This is a genomic window from Periweissella fabaria (assembly GCF_918814575.1).
In the GTDB taxonomy this organism is placed as follows: domain Bacteria; phylum Bacillota; class Bacilli; order Lactobacillales; family Lactobacillaceae; genus Periweissella; species Periweissella fabaria.
This window is the reverse complement of sequence record NZ_CAKKNS010000001.1, coordinates 295,146-312,535: the sequence shown is the minus strand read 5'-3', so window position 1 is coordinate 312,535 and position 17,390 is coordinate 295,146. Positions and strand designations below refer to the sequence as shown.

The 17,390-nt window shown below is 38.0% G+C and carries 16 protein-coding genes; 4 read left to right on the top strand and 12 right to left on the bottom strand.

What is annotated here, in order from left to right; all coding sequences use genetic code 11:
• Window positions 1-35: 35 nt before the first annotated feature.
• Window positions 36-1,640 carry an ABC transporter ATP-binding protein gene (locus LQZ75_RS01580; RefSeq protein ID WP_230096091.1) on the bottom strand — a complete coding sequence of 535 codons (1,605 nt, stop codon included), beginning with the start codon at window positions 1,638-1,640 and terminating at the stop codon, window positions 36-38.
• Between the two features lie 187 nt (window positions 1,641-1,827).
• Here LQZ75_RS01580 and LQZ75_RS01575 point away from each other — a divergent pair, with 187 nt between their 5' ends.
• On the top strand, window positions 1,828-3,099 hold the full coding sequence (locus LQZ75_RS01575) for a hypothetical protein (RefSeq protein WP_230096090.1): 1,272 nt from the start codon (window positions 1,828-1,830) through the stop codon (window positions 3,097-3,099).
• Between the two features lie 296 nt (window positions 3,100-3,395).
• Here LQZ75_RS01575 and LQZ75_RS01570 read toward each other — a convergent pair whose 3' ends face one another.
• Window positions 3,396-4,373, bottom strand: coding sequence for a S66 family peptidase (locus tag LQZ75_RS01570; protein ID WP_230096089.1), 978 nt, complete (start codon window positions 4,371-4,373; stop codon window positions 3,396-3,398).
• 210 nt (window positions 4,374-4,583) lie between these two features.
• On the opposite strand from LQZ75_RS01570, the gene deoC reads away from it, so the two are divergent.
• The gene (deoC, locus tag LQZ75_RS01565) at window positions 4,584-5,246 is read left to right on the top strand and encodes a deoxyribose-phosphate aldolase (protein ID WP_230096088.1); all 663 of its coding nucleotides are present in this window, start codon (window positions 4,584-4,586) and stop codon (window positions 5,244-5,246) included.
• Window positions 5,247-5,268: 22 nt separating this feature from the next.
• Window positions 5,269-6,195 carry a ribokinase gene (gene rbsK, locus LQZ75_RS01560; protein WP_230096087.1) on the top strand — a complete coding sequence of 309 codons (927 nt, stop codon included), beginning with the start codon at window positions 5,269-5,271 and terminating at the stop codon, window positions 6,193-6,195.
• A 44-nt stretch (window positions 6,196-6,239) separates the two neighbouring features.
• Here the strand turns inward: rbsK and LQZ75_RS01555 are convergent, their stop codons facing one another.
• The 9 genes from LQZ75_RS01555 to LQZ75_RS01520 all read right to left on the bottom strand — a co-directional run bounded on the left by LQZ75_RS01555 (window position 6,240) and on the right by LQZ75_RS01520 (window position 15,074).
• The gene (locus tag LQZ75_RS01555) at window positions 6,240-6,758 is read right to left on the bottom strand and encodes a helix-turn-helix domain-containing protein (protein WP_230096086.1); all 519 of its coding nucleotides are present in this window, start codon (window positions 6,756-6,758) and stop codon (window positions 6,240-6,242) included.
• Window positions 6,759-6,931: 173 nt separating this feature from the next.
• Complete coding sequence (locus LQZ75_RS09750) at window positions 6,932-7,066, bottom strand: hypothetical protein (RefSeq protein ID WP_284707481.1); 135 nt, start codon at window positions 7,064-7,066, stop codon at window positions 6,932-6,934.
• Window positions 7,067-7,557: 491 nt separating this feature from the next.
• On the bottom strand, window positions 7,558-8,067 hold the full coding sequence (locus LQZ75_RS01550; RefSeq protein WP_230096085.1) for an NUDIX domain-containing protein: 510 nt from the start codon (window positions 8,065-8,067) through the stop codon (window positions 7,558-7,560).
• A gap of 203 nt (window positions 8,068-8,270) precedes the next feature.
• Entirely contained in the window at window positions 8,271-9,491 is a 1,221-nt protein-coding gene (locus LQZ75_RS01545; RefSeq protein WP_230096084.1) for an ATP-grasp domain-containing protein, read from the bottom strand.
• Window positions 9,492-9,499: 8 nt separating this feature from the next.
• Complete coding sequence (locus LQZ75_RS01540; protein WP_230096083.1) at window positions 9,500-10,699, bottom strand: ATP-grasp domain-containing protein; 1,200 nt, start codon at window positions 10,697-10,699, stop codon at window positions 9,500-9,502.
• Window positions 10,696-11,889, bottom strand: coding sequence for an MFS transporter (locus tag LQZ75_RS01535; protein ID WP_230096082.1), 1,194 nt, complete (start codon window positions 11,887-11,889; stop codon window positions 10,696-10,698). Before LQZ75_RS01535 ends, LQZ75_RS01540 begins: the two co-directional genes overlap by 4 nt.
• Complete coding sequence (locus LQZ75_RS01530; protein WP_230096081.1) at window positions 11,883-13,052, bottom strand: hypothetical protein; 1,170 nt, start codon at window positions 13,050-13,052, stop codon at window positions 11,883-11,885. Before LQZ75_RS01530 ends, LQZ75_RS01535 begins: the two co-directional genes overlap by 7 nt.
• Window positions 13,053-13,245: 193 nt before the next feature.
• The gene (locus LQZ75_RS01525) at window positions 13,246-13,695 is read right to left on the bottom strand and encodes a universal stress protein (protein ID WP_230096080.1); all 450 of its coding nucleotides are present in this window, start codon (window positions 13,693-13,695) and stop codon (window positions 13,246-13,248) included.
• A 14-nt stretch (window positions 13,696-13,709) separates the two neighbouring features.
• Window positions 13,710-15,074, bottom strand: coding sequence for an Nramp family divalent metal transporter (locus LQZ75_RS01520; protein ID WP_230096079.1), 1,365 nt, complete (start codon window positions 15,072-15,074; stop codon window positions 13,710-13,712).
• Between the two features lie 409 nt (window positions 15,075-15,483).
• Between LQZ75_RS01520 and LQZ75_RS01515 the strand changes: the two genes are divergently transcribed.
• Window positions 15,484-16,179 (top strand): hypothetical protein, encoded by a 696-nt coding sequence (locus LQZ75_RS01515; RefSeq protein ID WP_230096078.1) that lies wholly within the window; start codon window positions 15,484-15,486, stop codon window positions 16,177-16,179.
• 103 nt (window positions 16,180-16,282) lie between these two features.
• On the opposite strand, the gene LQZ75_RS01510 is transcribed toward LQZ75_RS01515, so the two are convergent.
• Window positions 16,283-17,374 (bottom strand): YdcF family protein, encoded by a 1,092-nt coding sequence (locus LQZ75_RS01510; protein ID WP_230096077.1) that lies wholly within the window; start codon window positions 17,372-17,374, stop codon window positions 16,283-16,285.
• Window positions 17,375-17,390 lie beyond the last annotated feature (16 nt).

Below are 17,390 nucleotides of genomic sequence, written 5' to 3'. Positions count from 1 at the left end.
GAGCCTACCAATTTTACAACAAGCTAATTCTCGCTTTAACCCATTTTAATTGGCTCTGACTGCTCAATAATTGCTTGATCATGTGTAACTAGTAAAATAATTTTATCGCTAAAGCGTGGACTATGCAATAAACTGACTAGTCTTGGGACAATCTTAAAGGAAATGTTAGCAAATGGCTCATCTAGAATGATTAAAGAAGTGTGCGGCTTAAATAATGTGGCATACAAAATGACTAATTGCTGTTCGCCACCAGATAATTGATTCATCGCAGTGTCTAGCAACGGTGTTAAATTAAAAGATTCCTCAAAGAAAATGGCTTGCGTCAGGGCATCATTATTACTACTTGGACTTACATTAAATTGAGCTAAATAATCTCGAACGTTAATCCTAGTTGCTTCGTCACTTTGTAACATAACCGCCACATTGTGCTGCCGATAATTACGCATCGCTAAGTTCTTAAAGTCGATATCATTAACGTATATATTACCATCGTAATTAGTAACCAGGCCTAACAGAATACTCGTCAAAGTTGTTTTACCAACACCATTTGGTCCAACTAAGGTATACAACTTTCCGGGTATCATGGTAAAAGTTAACGGCTGAGAATATAGATATTGATTCGGAGTAATAGCGAAATTGACGTTTGTCATGGTTATTTTTTTGAGCTGCGGCATGGTCTGATCAGCCGAATTTTCAACTGGTAGCTCTAATAATTCCCGCAAGCGAGCTTGTGACGCTTGGTAATCTTGAAATTCACTTCCCACATAAAAGCAGTTATCAACAACACCCAATAATATATTGAAATACTGCAAAATAATCGTAAACGTTCCAATTTGCCAGTGCCCTTGAATAACGGCAACGCCACCAATAATAAAAAATACAGTTTGAAAGAGAATTGACAAACTAATTTTAGACGTTGATAAAATATAGTGCCATTTAAAATTCCCTCGCATGGCGCCAAACATCTTTTGAGCAAGCTGCTTATTTTTTTGCTGTTCGGGTACGAGTAATTCCTTGGCTTTAATTGCTAAATACCGGGTGAAAATACCATTACGGTCAGCAAAATAATGGGCACTTGTTTCTTTAACCGCCATTGATGTCGTAAAAATATAGTAGCGTGTCACCCAATAAACTAACATATACGCACTGATAAAAATTGCAAATAAACCCAAAATACGAATATTAAAAGCGGCTAAAAAGGCCCCGACTCCTAAGATCGTGATGATGTTGGCGATGAACTTAGGGAGCGTGATGTAAATAAATTGTGCTGTAATCGTAACATCTTGATTAACGCGTGAATTTAAATATGTACCATCATACTGGCGCATCGTCTGCGGCGTAACATGATAAAAATGTGTAATTAAACTATCAATCACCGTCACAATGATTTTAGGTAATTTACTATATTGCATTTTAGCGGTGAAGTAAGAAATTAATAAATTAAAAGTCGCCGCAAAAAACAGTAATACAATGTTATTAATAAATAGCGGCACACTGTGTTGATAAACAATCGCGTTAATAATATGCCCCTCTAAATATGGCATATATAAGTCAATTAAAGTCGATATTGCCACCACAATCACTTGTAAGCTAAAGGCTAATTTAAACGGGCGCAGTTCATTATTAATAGCTGATTTCATCTACCATCCTCGTTTTATTATAATATTTTAATTTAATTAAAATATTATAATTATATATCGGTAATTGCAAGTTAAATCGGCCTAAATTACGTATTAACTAGGCGTCTCACTAGCTGTATCGTTATACAGACATAAACGACCTATGTTACAATAGAGCTACAATCAACATTTCTAAAGGAGTTTCACCATGGATATCAATAATCAAGAATCTGAGAATACCGAAAATCAACCCCTTAATGACGAGCTTAATTTTTTTAATTACGCAATTAACAGCGATAATAATCCCAACTATTATTTGGAACGGGCATTAACATATATCAATGCACCGGAACCAGAATACTTTAAACAAAATGCGCAATATGCCTTCCGTGATATGTTGACATATTGCTTAACTGAATACCGTACGTACCTTGAATTACCAGCTGATAGTGATGAAAAAGCACCGCTATTTGAAAAACTCTATCAAAACGTGCGCCAACTTAACGAATGCTACATTATGTTATTTGTTGATAAAGCTAATCGACCATTTCTAGATGAAATGCGTGAATTGACACTAGCCACGTTTGCAGATGAAGATGGTGAACTTCCCGCAGAAGCTCCAACTGAATTATTGACGAACTACGCTAATTTATTTACCTTCATTAAACAATTAATGCAAAACGATAAATTATATAACACTTTTGCCAATACGTTAACTGAAGATCAAGTGGTCTTATTTGATACGCCTGATGCACGTGATTTATTAGTTGCATTTGTTGATGCCATGGCTAAATATGAACCTGAAAATGTCACTACGGATGACTTAACACCACACGTTTCCGATACGACTGGGATTACTAATATTTTAGAAAAAGCAGAACCCATTGATTATGCCGCTGAATTAAGTAACCAAGCCGCGGAACTACGGACCAATGGCCAATATGACCAAGCCATTATTACGTATACGCAAGCCATTAATGTTGACCCACAACCAAAGTATTTCTTTGAACGTGGGACAACGTATGTCTTAGTTGATACCGATTTACGCTTCAATGCAACGGTGGCTTTTGATAATTTCTTTGCAACATTAGTGATGTTATTCCGTGACCATCGTGATGGTTTACTAACATTGACTGATACTGAATTTAAATCACGGATGCATGAACTATTCAAATTGGCCAACTACTGTTACCAATTACAAATCGAAAGTGCTTCTTGGGATGCTGATGGTCAAATCATGCACAACGTCTTGCAAGCCGAACTATTCCCAGATGCATACCAAGTGAACTTGACATTGGACCAAAAAGTTGAAATTACCCTTTCAACCAATATCTTAGAGTTCATCAATAGTATGGTAATCTCACAAGATGAATTCGTGAACTATGTTAGTTCAACATCAAGTGATATTGAACTACAATTGAACCAACCCGGAATGCGGGCCTTGCTTGAAGAATTACTAGCGCAAGTCTGCATTGCCTAACACCGTTCAAATAAAATGGTGCTGCCATAGCAATAAAATAAAAAAGCCAGGAAAATTAATTTTTCCTGGCTTTTTTGGCTAGTCTTAATCTTGGGCCACAATTTCTAAATCGACCCTTGCTTTACCAGTAACTTCAAAGGCCAGATGATTTAAACCAATATGCTTACGATGATACGAGCTTGTTAAGTATTTGGCCTCTGTTTACACAAAAACAAGATAGCTGTCTTTATCTTTATAACTAAAATCTACCGGCCATTCACTTCAAGGTAATGAATCATCAACTGGTACTTCCTAATTTAACCCTTAGTAATAGTGATTTTCATCTTAATTGTATCAATTTCTACTTCACCTCCCAAAGGAAATGTGAAGATAGGTTGTGTATGACCAAAATCAATATGATATAACACCGGAATCGTTTTTAATACCGGATACTTATCCAAAATTGCTAGTAAGTCGATGTCATTTACATTGTTGATAGTTGGAAACCGCCCAATTAAAAGTCCTTTAATATCAGGATGAAGTTGTAAAATTTGGGCTAAAGTTCTTGAAAACTCCAGAATGGAACCCTCTTCAGCTTGTTCGATAAAAATGATTGGTTCATTAACTTCAGGAAAATAGCCTGTCCCAGCTTGCAGTCCATAAGTTTGAATGTTCCCACCTGTAATGGTACCAATGGCGTGGCCTTGGTTATAGATTAACCATTGATTAGGCATTAAATGGCGTGGTTGTGATGCATCAAACCATAAGTCACTTGACCAGCTAGCACTAGGTTGCAGCTGATATGTGGTTTTTGACATACTTTGCATCCACGCCTGTGATTGATAGTCTTGTAATTCATTCATTTTAAAAGCTGAGTAACAAGGACCATAATACGTAACCAAGCCTGTCTTAGCTCGGATTGCATTATGCAAGCTAGTAGTATCTGAATAGCCAATGAATAATTTAGGATTATTTTGGATTAACTCCCAGTCAAGATATGGTAATAGCTCATTAGAATTAAGGCCCCCAATAGTTGTTAATATGGCTTTAACGTTTGCATCAGCGAACGCAGCGTGTAAATCACCCACCCGTTCAGTAATTGAACTTGAATAAAATTGATCACTAACATTAATATTTGCACCAAAAGTTACTTTGAACCCAAGTTCTTCTAGGCGTTTTTTGGCAACTAAATTATCATCAAAGCCACCTACACGTTCCATTGATGAACTAGGAGAGATTACCCGAATTTCATCACCTTGTTGTAGTCGCTTAGGAAAAATACGTGTATTAGCCATACAAAATTACCATCCTTTTCTAAATACTTTTCAATATAATATCCTAGTGCATCTATTAATTCAATAAGAATCCATCATCCTCTCAACGTCGCTATATCACAAGTAATTCACACTCAATTTACAAGTAGTTGTCGTTTACCAGCTGGCATTTACAGCCCCACAATCATCCGCTTATAATGACGTTGAAATACCGATTAAGGAGGCTTTTTTATGCAATTAAATCAAGTTATCGATCATACTTTACTCAAACCAGAGGCCACACAAACCGACATTGATCAATTAATTACCCAAGCCCTCACCCACAAATTTCATGCCGTGATAGTCAATCCGTGTTGGGTTCATTATGCCCATGAACGGTTAAAAGGCTCTGATGTCTTAACTGGTAGTGTCGTGGCGTTTCCCTTAGGTGCCAACACAACCACAATTAAAGTTGCCGAAGCCCACGATGCCTTAGCTAATGGCGCACAAGAACTTGATATGGTTTTCAATATTGGTGAATTTAAGGCAGGCCATTATAATCATGTCCGCCAAGATATCCAAGCCGTTGTCGACGAAGTTCATGGCGCTGGTAAAATTATTAAAGTCATTATTGAGATTGGCTTATTAACTGATAATGAAGTTGCAGTGGCTAGCCGGCTCGTTGCAGATACGGGGGCGGATTATGTCAAGACTTCCACAGGTTTTACTACCAGTGGTGCCACCTTGAATGACGTTAAGTTAATGAAAAACGCCGTTGATAATCGCATCAAAATTAAAGCAGCTGGTGGGATTCGGACCCGTGAAATGGCTGAAAACTTACTTGATGCTGGTGCTAGTCGCTTAGGAACTAGTAGCAGTCTGGCTGTGCTAGGCGTTGCAAATGAATATGAGTGAATAACTAACGATGAGGTGTCAAATGCCCAAAATAACTGTGATTGGATCAAACATGTACGAGTTAACAACGTATACGGACCATTTACCACACCGTGGCGAAACCATTGAAGCCCAGGATTTTGCAGAAGGCTTCGGTGGTAAAGGTGCTAATCAAGCGGTGGCCGCCGCCCGCCTAGGTGCTGATGTTACCTTATTAACCGTTGTTGGTAATGATTACTTTGGCCGGCAACAACAGCAAAATTATACGGATAACCACATCCACTCAGCCGGTATTTTAGTCGGTCATCAAGGTAGTGGTGTCGCCTCTATTTTTGTTGAATCAACTGGTGCCAATCGAATCCTGATTGTGACACGCGCTAATAATGAGTTAACTCCGGCTGTAATCGATGCGCACTTAGACTTAATTAAAAATACGCAATTAATCGTTTTACAACAAGAAATTAACTTAGTAACGAACTATCATGTAATTGAGATGGCTAACAAATATCACATTCCTGTCATGCTTAACCCGGCACCGGCTAATTTGGAATTGGACATTAACTATGTGACGAAAGTGACTTTTTTTACACCTAATGAACATGAGTTAGCAACGATTACCGGTTTGCCAACGTATACACAACCCGAAATTAAAGCAGCCGGCCAAACATTAATTGACGCCGGTGTACAAAACTTGTTCATCACACAAGGTCGTCATGGTGTCCTTTGGATGGATCAACACCATAGTGAGCAAATTGCAGCGCTACCAGTTATGCCGGTTGATACAACTGGAGCTGGGGATGCTTTTGCCGGCAGTTTTGCGTACTACTATACTGCCGGGGCACCGATTGGGACAGCTATTAAATTAGCCAATCAATATGCAGCCATCTCCGTCACCCGCTACGGAACACAAACGGCCTATCCCACTAAATACGAAATGCGTAAAATGGATTTACCGTTTCAATTTGAATAAGCAATTAAAAAACCAGCTCGTGTTAGGCACGGGCTGGTTTTCTATTAGTTCAAATGGGACCACATTGGTAATTTAAATATGCTAAAAGTAGTCATATTCAGTAAGTTGGCTACGGACAATTGCGTATCCGTGAAATGTGTTTGCAGATACCCTTTGATACTTGTAATACTTTGCTTTGAAAGCTTATCCGCACTTTCGTTAAACAAACACATGAGTAAGTGGTCGTCAGTCATTAGAATTTTTAAAATTTTATTATTAGCCTCAGATGGAAATGCATCCGTCTCATACAAGGCAACCGTATTTGGACTCCAACCAAGTAATTTTGCAAATTCACGTTGTGACAAGTTAATTTTGGCACGATATTGCTTAATATCATCCGCAGATACTAGCCCCATTTCTTGCCGATACATTTGATTAGCAATTGCAACAGCACCATCATCCAATTCAATATCATCGACTAACTCATCAGTAGTCGCATCAAAGCGAGCTGGGGCGGTAACTAAATATTCATGTTGATGAATAATAAAAGTGTTCGTGTAATCTTTAACGTAAGTTGTTTGCATCGACTATACCCTTTCTATTAATCGGAGATATGAAAGCTAATGAATTTCACGCGGCTATCGGCATCCATAAATTTAAATTTTATATAGTATACCTCGCCAAAATACGTTTTATATATCCAAACAAATTCATCAGGGACATCTCGATCTAATTCATGCCCTTTAAAATCTGTAATCTATAATTGAGTAACAATACATTTTGCTAATGTTGATGTAACTGCCTGAGCATGGATTGCACGCCGATTTACCAAACTAAATTTATCTTGTGCAACTAAATCTTTTAAAAGTAGTAACGCTTCCGCTGGATTCAAAATGAGTAACCTCAATTGCTTATTTATAGTATACCCGACTAGAAATTAGTTTGCTACTAATTAGTAGCAAACATAGTATAAACTATATGCTATTAAAGTACGTTAGTTTACAACAAATACACCACTAAAAAATAAAAGACCCATGGGCATGATTATCCACGGGTCTTTATTTTGTTGCCAGATTCAATTAGTATGCTTATCCGGTTGTTCGGTATTATTGGTACACATTTCAAACTAATTTGGCCGTAAATGTTAACTTAATCGCTGACAATGTATACTTTGCTTTGTGGCATTTTGCGTATCAAATAACCACTTGAGTTGGGCTTTACGCGCAATCAAATTTTTCTTGATATAACCACTATCGACACGTACTCTGACACCAACAATCTTAATGCGTTGACCATTTAAAAGTTGCGTATCAATTGCGAGCCAGTTTGGTTGTCCGCATATTAATATTCCATTCTAATATTTTCACTGTATCCGTCATTGGCTTATTTTCGGTTAAGTGAATATGCGTTACCTGTCGCTTGGTATTGTTGGTAGACTTCCCACACGGCTTCACCAGCAAAGGTTAATTTCGTTGCCGGAATTTCACTAATCGGTACCCACTTTTTGGCGTCAATCTCGGTTGTGTCGATATCGTTGCTTTCAGCATCCCATTCTTCACATAAAAAGACGTTTGAGAATAGTTGGGTTGTATCACCATTCGGATATTTGGCAATAAAGTTGTCACCAGCAATATTACCGATTAATGCCAATTTTTCTGGCTTAATTTGAATACCACCTTCTTCTAAGGCTTCACGAGCAGCATTTTCTTGCCATGAAAGGCCTGGTTCATTGCAACCACCAGGAAAAGCCCAAGCATCAAAATCTCGATTGTAAATCAATAAAAATTCATCGGCGTTATTTTTAATCACAACATCAACAGTTGGCATCACTAATAAGAAATCATGACCCACCTTTTCACGAACTTGAGCAATGTATGAATCTTGGTATGGCATTATAATTCTCCTTTAGCTTTTCTTAAATCATTTATGTTAATAATAGCTAATAGTTATGCGAGCGTCAATATTTGCTCTATGCTAAATCACCACGAATTAAAGACCACATCATCAGATTGCCTTGCTGACCTTAGAGATTATATGCTTGACGTAAAATACATTTTAAAAAGTCATTGAATTCCTACGAGTTCAACGGCTTTTTATTATGACCAACGATATTGCTGAGCATATTCATCAATCTGGGCTAAGTGGCGGCTAAAAGTGGCTTCATCAGCTGCCGTAAAGCGTAACTTAAACAGTAAGTCAGTAATACTTTGACTAGCTTGAGTTTGTGTGGCAACTTGCGCCATTGGATAAAAAGCACTAACCCAGGATAGTGTTGGTAAGTTACTAGTTGGGACGGTCGTTAAATAACCGGTCTGGGCAAATTTTTTGTACCATGCGACAATTTGCGTTGGTTGAAGGCGAACTGGTCCATCTTCTAAAACAACATCCCCGTTTTGGCGTAACCAATATTCTTGGGCGATATCAAGTCCAGTTTCGGCAACAATTAATTCTAAAATACCACCTCCACCAAAACGTTTCCCAAGTTCACAAAAAGCTAAATTACCACTATCATCGTAAAATAATTCCAGATGAAATGGCATTACTTGATCACATGAATTTAGCGTGCTAATAATCGTTTGCGTAAGTGTAAAAATTTTAGTCAACATTATAGAATCGTTGCTACTATAGAAGTGAGCCGTACGTGTAACTAAAGCTTGCTGGGCTTGTAAACTGGCTAAGATGGGTGTGACATATTCATGAACAATAAACCGCGTAATTTGACCATCAACGGCATACCCATCGACCGTACACATATGCGGATACGGATTAAAAGTTTCTAACATGTAACCATCTTGATTACTAGCCAAAAGCGTTGTTAGTTGTGCCTGAATAGCTGTTAATGATTGCGTGGTAATATCCAAAATTTGAACGCCACTAGCTGAGTCATCACGGCGTGGCTTAAGAATGACTTTTTGATGCGTTTGTACAAAAGATAAGGCCCTCATAACATCCGTTAATGGCAAAAATTCTGGTTGAGGCACAATTCCTGCAAGAACAGCACGCATATAATACTTATCTTTGCTAAGCGTATTTTCAAGATACTTTGAAGGCCGCTTAAGAATGATATCTTCAATTAGCCCCACCCACATAACATCTGGTTCGCTTAAGGTATTGACACTGGTAACATCCGTTCGTTCTCTTAAAGCTGCTAAGACGGTTTGAAAGTTAATTTCATCTAAGAAAAGCATGGTCGGTATTTGCTTACCAAAATATTGTTCATAAGCAGTTTGCCGATTACGGGGCGCCACAATCACAGTGTTCGCTAAAGCTTGTGCGTGAATACTTTGGGGCGAGTATTTATAAACAAAATAGTTCATGATGCCTCCTACTGTGCGTATTTAATTGTCGTTGCTAAATACTGTTCAATTTCCCGGAGCTTTGAATATACTCCAGCATGTGTCGTATCACGAACACTAACGGCAACAACGGCTTGATTAATGGAATTACTTCCATCATATATTTTGCCCACTTTCCCAAAAACGTGGTAGTCGTATATGCCAGTTACTGGTATTGCGTTTGGTATCTCAATTAAGGTACCACGATCTGGTGCAATGAAGATAAAGCCATGAATCAAATTGTTTTGGGCCGTAATTACAGGGACAGCACCGCCAATTACCGCCTGAATGTAGGCTTTAATTGGCCAAATACTATAACGGTCATGGAGTTCTTCATTAATTCGGCCCCCACCGAGACGATTTCCAATCTCACAGAAATAAATTTCATCAGTTACCGGATTAATAAAGACCTCTAAATGAAAAAGCATTGCTGCATCGTGGGGTAAAATAGTCAGTAATCGCTCAACATAGGTTGTTATTTTACTATTCAGTAGTGTGTCACGCTCAATTTCAATTGAACCCGAATTTTGTTGGTGTAAATAATTAATACCCCCTTGACCTAGATACTTAGAAGTATTCAAATACATAACTTTATCATCATTCACCAAACCATCAATATGATACAAGGGCCAGTCAATATATTCTTCAATAATATAGCGTGCCCTAGGTACAATTGTGAGTGTGGCAATCTCAGTTGTAGCTGTAATAACGGTAATGCCTTTTGCGCCAGCGCCATCAATTGGTTTCAAAATACTTGTGCCCGTAAAATTAGCTTGCCACGCCTTTATATCAGCAATTGATTGGACTTCTTGATATTGCGGAACAGCAATGCCACGCTGAGCGACATATTGTTTCATACTAAATTTGTTACGGTATAACACCGCATCAGCTAATCGTTGACCTGGAATTTGAAATTGCTCACGTAATTGTGCGGCAACTTCAACATCATGCTCATCACAGTGGATAAGGTAATTCACCGACATTGTTGCTGCTATATTACTTAATGCGTTTTGTAAACTAGGATAGTTCCATTCATCAACGGTAATGATTTTAATATTTGCTTGAGTAGTTTGATAATTAGTAGTAAAGCGTGTGGGGATGATATAAATATAAGTATTTTGGTCAATTGGTGCCCATTCAAGTGCTCCGATATAGGTATTACTTAGTGGCGATAGAATGACAATATTCATTGATTACTCCTTTTTTTGTATTGGTGATCAATCATAATCCACATAAGATTAAAAATCACAAACCCTATGGCAACCACAATTAACGTTAAGTTAAGCGCAAGGCCATTAATGTAACCAAATGTTAAATTACCAATTGGTGAGGCAATATTAGCAAAAATAAAAATGGCCGAAAATGTTTTACCAATCAAAGCACTTTCAACTTCTCGTTGGACAATTGTCTGAGAAGCAATATTGTATCGTGCTAATACAATACTAATAATGATGGCAACTACAAAAATAAAGCCAATATTTTGAAAGACTGTTAATAGTAATAAAACTAGCGAAATAATAATTAATCCTGCTCGCTCAATAACTAGACTCTTAGTAATAGGAAACCTAGAAATTGAATATGATCCAACAATTCCCCCTACTGCTTGGCTAGCCAAAACAATCCCATATAACTTACCCGCATGTAATTGGTGAATAACCATGATGAGAAAGAAGATGTTTAAACCCGCTAAGAAAAAGTTCAACATTACCCCCATAAATAAAAACTGTAATAATGATGGGTTAGTGAAAATATTTTTAAACGTTTGCCGATAACCGACAAATTTGTGTGTGGGTTGCTTATTTAATGTAAATGGCTTCAGGAAGTAAAACGCCCCGAAAAATGATACCCCATTAATAAAAAAGGCCATCGGTAAACTTAACCAGTGCCAACTATATAAAAAAGTGTTAACTGGTGGAACAGTAACACTGATAATTTGTGTCCCAATCGCCATTTTTTGGTTAAAAGTCATAATCGCATCACGTTTGACAAAAAAATTAACCATTTTCTTAAAAATTGGTGAACTTAAATACGCATTAACGTTCAATAAAAAGACAGCGGTATTAACTTGCCATAACGCTAACTGCGTTTGGTAATGATATAACCCAACAAAGGCTAAACACAAGACACCAGAAATCAGATTGATACCTTTAATCACGGTTAGTAAATATTTTGAATCAGCGATATAGCCACCAAAAATACTACAAATGAATGTTGCTGAGCTAGCAATTGCCATCGTCTGGCCCAAAATATTAGATGAGCCAAATGTATGCACAATCCATAAATCAATAATGGTATTAAATACTAATGTCCCGCCAAATGACACAAACTTAGCATACTGAATTTGTTTAGAAATAAGCGCTTCCTCCTGACTAGCTAACAATAAGTTAACGGATCATCGTATTGATTAGTCGCAACATCAAAGTTATAAGCGAAATTTTGGACTGGTATTATGCCTACAAGTACAGACGGTGAGACTGTGATGGAATTAGCTTGCAGCCATTTAAGTGCTAAAACTGGTGGTAAGCCATATGAGGCATAGAAATAATCTAATACCGTCTTGTCAACTTGCAAATCCGGATGTTGTCGGACATATTTACGTAATTGGCGTTCTCCTTGCGCAATACTTTTAGTAAAGCTCACCAACTCTTGTTGCAAACTGGTCATCTGTTGCTCATTTAATAGTGCTACTTGCGAAAAAACATTCCAAATAACTTGTGGGTTAATCTCAGCCACCATTAGTTCTGTTAAGACATTACGAATCAAACGCCGAACTGTGTATGCGTGTTTTTTAGCCCCTGTTCCCGTTGAAATTTGCTCAAGAATCGTCAAAGCTGCCGTTACCTCACTAATAGTCAAATGAACAAGTTCTTTTGTTGGTAAAACAGCTCTTAAGGCGGTAAAGAGTGTTTGCGTTGTTGAAACCTCGTACAAACTTAAGCCACGTTGTTGAAGCATCACTAGTCGTTGCGGATAAAAGACACTATCTAACATACAATTATCAGTTGCCACATCATAGTCAACTAAGACAAAATTAGCTACGGTCACTAGGCCAGAATGGTATTTAACGGCAATCTTGACATAATAATGTTGCCCCGGAAATGGTAACTTACAATGAAGCCTAGCAGCCGGTATTGATATAACATGTTCCGGCCATAACATGTTATATCCAACTGTTATGTTAGGAACATCGGGCACGATTAAATATATTTCATCTGCTAGTAACCCGAGTTCGGTAACTAGTAAGTTTGTTATTACGCCTTGTAGTTTTTGGTATGGGGCCTGCCGGTGCGTATCATGATAGCTATATAGTACTTGTAATGGTGTAGCTAATGGATTAACTGTATCACTCGGATAAACATGTCGAAAACACACTTGCCGTTTAAAATACTTGCCGGGATTAGTTTGTTCGGTATATAAATGTTCGACATCTTGAATTGGTGAAAATGTGAATAGATGTTGATCTGTTCGTACTAATGGTGACTCTGGTAAAAGTTTCGCTTGCTTAACAAAATAAGTATTTAGTTGTGGCTCGACAGATAGCATTTAAACATCCCTTTCGTTTTTCTAATAATTATATCATCAAAAAACAAATAAACTAATATTATTTTAATCTTTAAGTGAAATTTATAGGAGAAATAATAACTAGTATTAAGACCAGTTAGAAAAGTATTGTGTTATACACAAAAAGAACCTAAATCGCTAACGACTTAGGTTCTAAAAGGTTATTAATAGTTTGCTAACGCACAACCATCACTGTTACGGGCGCGTATTTTGCAATATAGGCGGCTTGGCTCCCCCAATACTTACCAAGACCAGTCTTCGTTGCAGAACCAACAACCACAATGTCAGGTGCAACATCCGGAATAACGTCTTTGACAATCGTTTCACCAGGTTCGCCTTCAGCTAAAACAACATGGACGGTCTTGACACCGGCGTCAAGTGCTTGTTGTTTATAGTCTTCCAAACGCCGTTCAATTGCTTGGCGTCGTTTGGTTAGTTCATCCTTATCGAGTGCTTGGAAAACGTTTAATTCATCAGTTTCAAAAACGGTCACAATGTGTAACATTGCATCGTCTTCGAGCGCATGACTAACCGCCGCCAAGAACGCATATTGCGCATCGGCTGAATCGTCGACACCGACTAAAATATTTTTATGTTTTGGTAACACAAATTGTTCATTGCTCATTATGATGCTCCCCCTTAAACAGCGTGTATAAATTGTTGAACGATACTGATAACTAATTGGAAATTCAAAATTGTTAATCCAATCGCTGAAATCCAAGCTAAGATAGAAACCCATAATGGGTTAACGAACTCTCCCATGACTTTCTTAGAACCAGTAAACCAAATTAATGGAATCATCGTAAATGGCAACGCAATTGATAAGAAAACTTGTGAGTAAACAAGTAAATTGTCAAGCGCACCTTCTGTACCACCCCATACAACGGCGGCGATAACAACGGGAATAACGGCAATTAAACGGGTAATTAACCGACGTGCCCACATTGGAACTTTTAAGTGAATAAAACCTTCCATAACAATTTGACCTGTTAAGGTTCCAGTAATCGTCGCATTTTGACCAGATGCTAATAATGCAACGGCAAACAATGTTGACAAGATTGGTGAGGCAATCCCCTTGGCAATCTCGTTATTACTTAATGCATGGTACAAATCCCCAAACGCTTGCAATTGATCACCGTGACCATAGAAAAGAGCGGCTCCTAAGATTAATAACAACGCATTGACGATGGTTGCGCCAATTAATTGAATATTAGAATCCCAAGTACTAAAGCGAACTGCTTCTTTTACTTCGTCTGGATTATCATGATTAACTGCCCGCGTTTGAGCAATTGAAGAGTGTAAATACAAGTTGTGTGGCATCACTGTGGCACCAATAATCCCTAAGGCCAATAATAATTGATCATGATGGAAAATTTGGGCTTGTGGAACAAGGCCACCAGCAATCCCTGCAATACTTGGTTGTGAAAGTGCTACTAAGTAAACAAAGATACCAAAGATTGTGGCAATTAACGTAACCACAATTGCTTCAATTTTACGGAAACCGAGCTTGGTGAGTAATAATAATAAGAAAACGTCTAAAACGGTTAGCATAACCCCGCCAACTAAAGGAATGTTGAATAATAGATTTAACGCAATCGCTCCCCCAATAACTTCCGCAATATCTGTTGCCATAATCGCCAACTCAGTCATAATCCAAAGCATAAAGCCAACTGGTTTATTTGTGCGGTGACGAATAGCTTGAGCTAAATCCATCTGGGTAACAATTCCAAGCTTAGCCGCCATGTATTGCATAATCATCGCGATAATACCTGAAATAACCACCACAGATAATAGTAAGTACCGGTACTGAGCTCCCCCAACAATTGAGGTAATCCAGTTACCGGGATCCATGTATCCAACTGCTACTAAAGCACCTGGACCACTAAAAGCAAATAATGTGCGCCAAAAGCCGGCGTTTTTGGGCACTGCAACCGTGCTATTTACTTCTTCCAAACTGGTCGTTCCAGCCGTTGAAGCAAATGCTAAATGAGTATCTTGTGTCATGAACTCCTCCTTCATGTGACAGGAGATTCCTAGTACGTGTCGACCAAAGCTCGTCGCTTTGCAATCTAATGCGATTCGTGAACATTCGTTGCATAACCAAACCTACTCTGAGCTCGACAAACTAAGATCTCCTTCAGGGTTTTATTTGCGCCAAGTCAATCACTTGACAAATTGATTATAACCCCCTTAATTAATACTTGTCACGCTTTTTTATTATTTTAACTTAATTAATATATATATTTTAAGTTACACATACCGTTTAAACGTTATCAAATAGCGCTTTTGCCACTTTAAATTATTTAAAATAAAAAATACATTGTAAATATGATTAATTGTTAATATAATTGAACAAACTTTTAGATTAATGAATTACGTTGTATCTGGCCACCCCCGTAAAGGAGCATATACTATGAACATTATTCTTAACTTTCCCTCCCCCGAAGATATCTTTTTGATGCGGTTGGGATTGACCCAATATGTGGGAATTGATCCTGAATTTATCGACCTGTCCATCGACACCTTACTGATTGCCCCGTCACATTTAGGACCCGATTTTAGCTTTGTCATTGACCAAAATCATCCAACACCTTTTCATGTCCCGCGGAGCCCCGCAACCTTACTTAGAGCTCAAGAGTATCATACATATTCCCAATCAAATCAATATCTACTGGCGGAAAGTCAATGGCCATATCAGACGAGCCGACTACCATGTGCAACGCCGAATTCCTTGTTGACACCGTTAACCTCACATGAGGGCCAGCACAATATTTGGCTTAACCCCTTTGCCATTAACCACTTAGAACAATTAGATAGCACCCAGACTTACATACATATTGGCATTAATTTAGCGCAATTTGACTATCACGGCACAATCACGCTACATGCCGCCTATCAATTAGTGCAACACCGCATTGGTGAAACCATCATCTTGCATGAATACTTATTTAAGCAATATTTGACCCAACTACCCGAGCTTAACGAAGAAGTTACGCCATTTTACAGTTTGCCGCTAATTCTACAGGAACAAATACGGCCATTACGCGATTATTTCTACCAAGTCAACCACGCGGATTACCACCATCTTAAAAGATTATTTTGGGACTAATCTGATAATTAAGCCTTACTTGTACATATTTCAGCTCCACATTACTACTAGAAAAGCCCGTGAGATAAACTCACGGGCTTTTCTTATTGGTTATTTAATTGTATTAAATATAGTAATTTTTCAAAAACCATGGAATAAAAGCAACATCCAGTAGCGCTAAGATGATAAAGATAATCACCATAATGATATGCGTCTTTTTATAACGAGCCAAAATGGCGATAAATTCTCGGATGAGCGCATTGAACAAGAAGTACAAACGCGTATGTGCCCCAATCCCATTAATATGCAAGCCATTATCAAAAGCAAAGATCCCCGCGCGGAAAACGTGATAGTCACTAGTGACAAACAAGCCCTTAGTCAAATCAAAGCCTTTTTCGAGCAATTTTTGTTTGGAATATTGCATGTTTTGCACAGTTGTTTTAGATTGATCTTCAACGATTAGTTGTTGTTCCGGAAAACCCACAGATAATGCATAATTGGTCATAGCAACTGATTCAGGGATTTTCTCATCACCTCCCTGGCCACCAGACATCACAACATATGGGTAGACCCCGGTTTGTGCATATTGTTCATTAGCAAAATCTAGGCCTCGTTGTACGCGCCGTTTAAGCAATGGTGAGATTTGATCACCATTCAATAATCCCGCCCCAAGTACGATTAAGTATTCTTTATCGTACTTAGGTTTGATGAAGCGATAGATGAAAAATGATAACCCATAACAGAGTAACCACATCATTAAGTAAAAGAAAATCATTCCTTCAATGTCAGTTAAAAAGCGAAACAACATCGAAGGTAAGATGGTCCTAAGCACACCAAGAAGCAATGGTGAAAGGATTAAATAAGAACCAATCACTAATGTTAACGAATTAGCAATTGAGTGTTGTTCGTGTCGCCAGACAATGGCGGCATTCCACAATAATAAAATCCCTGAAAGATAACTTAAAATGGCAATTAGGACAAAGACGACAATAAAAATCGTTAATAACACACCTAATATCGGATACCATCTAAAATGTAGCGCGGTTAAACTTATCGCCAAGATGAGTAACCCGGTACTTGGTATCAAAAGCATCCCATTATAAAGTGACACTGGTCGGTTAATAAATAGCGCAATTAAACTAAGAATAAAAATGATTGCAAGTAACCACGTAATAATTACTGGTTGGATGCTAATCGTTTCATTATAAAAATTCACAAAACTATCCCCTTAA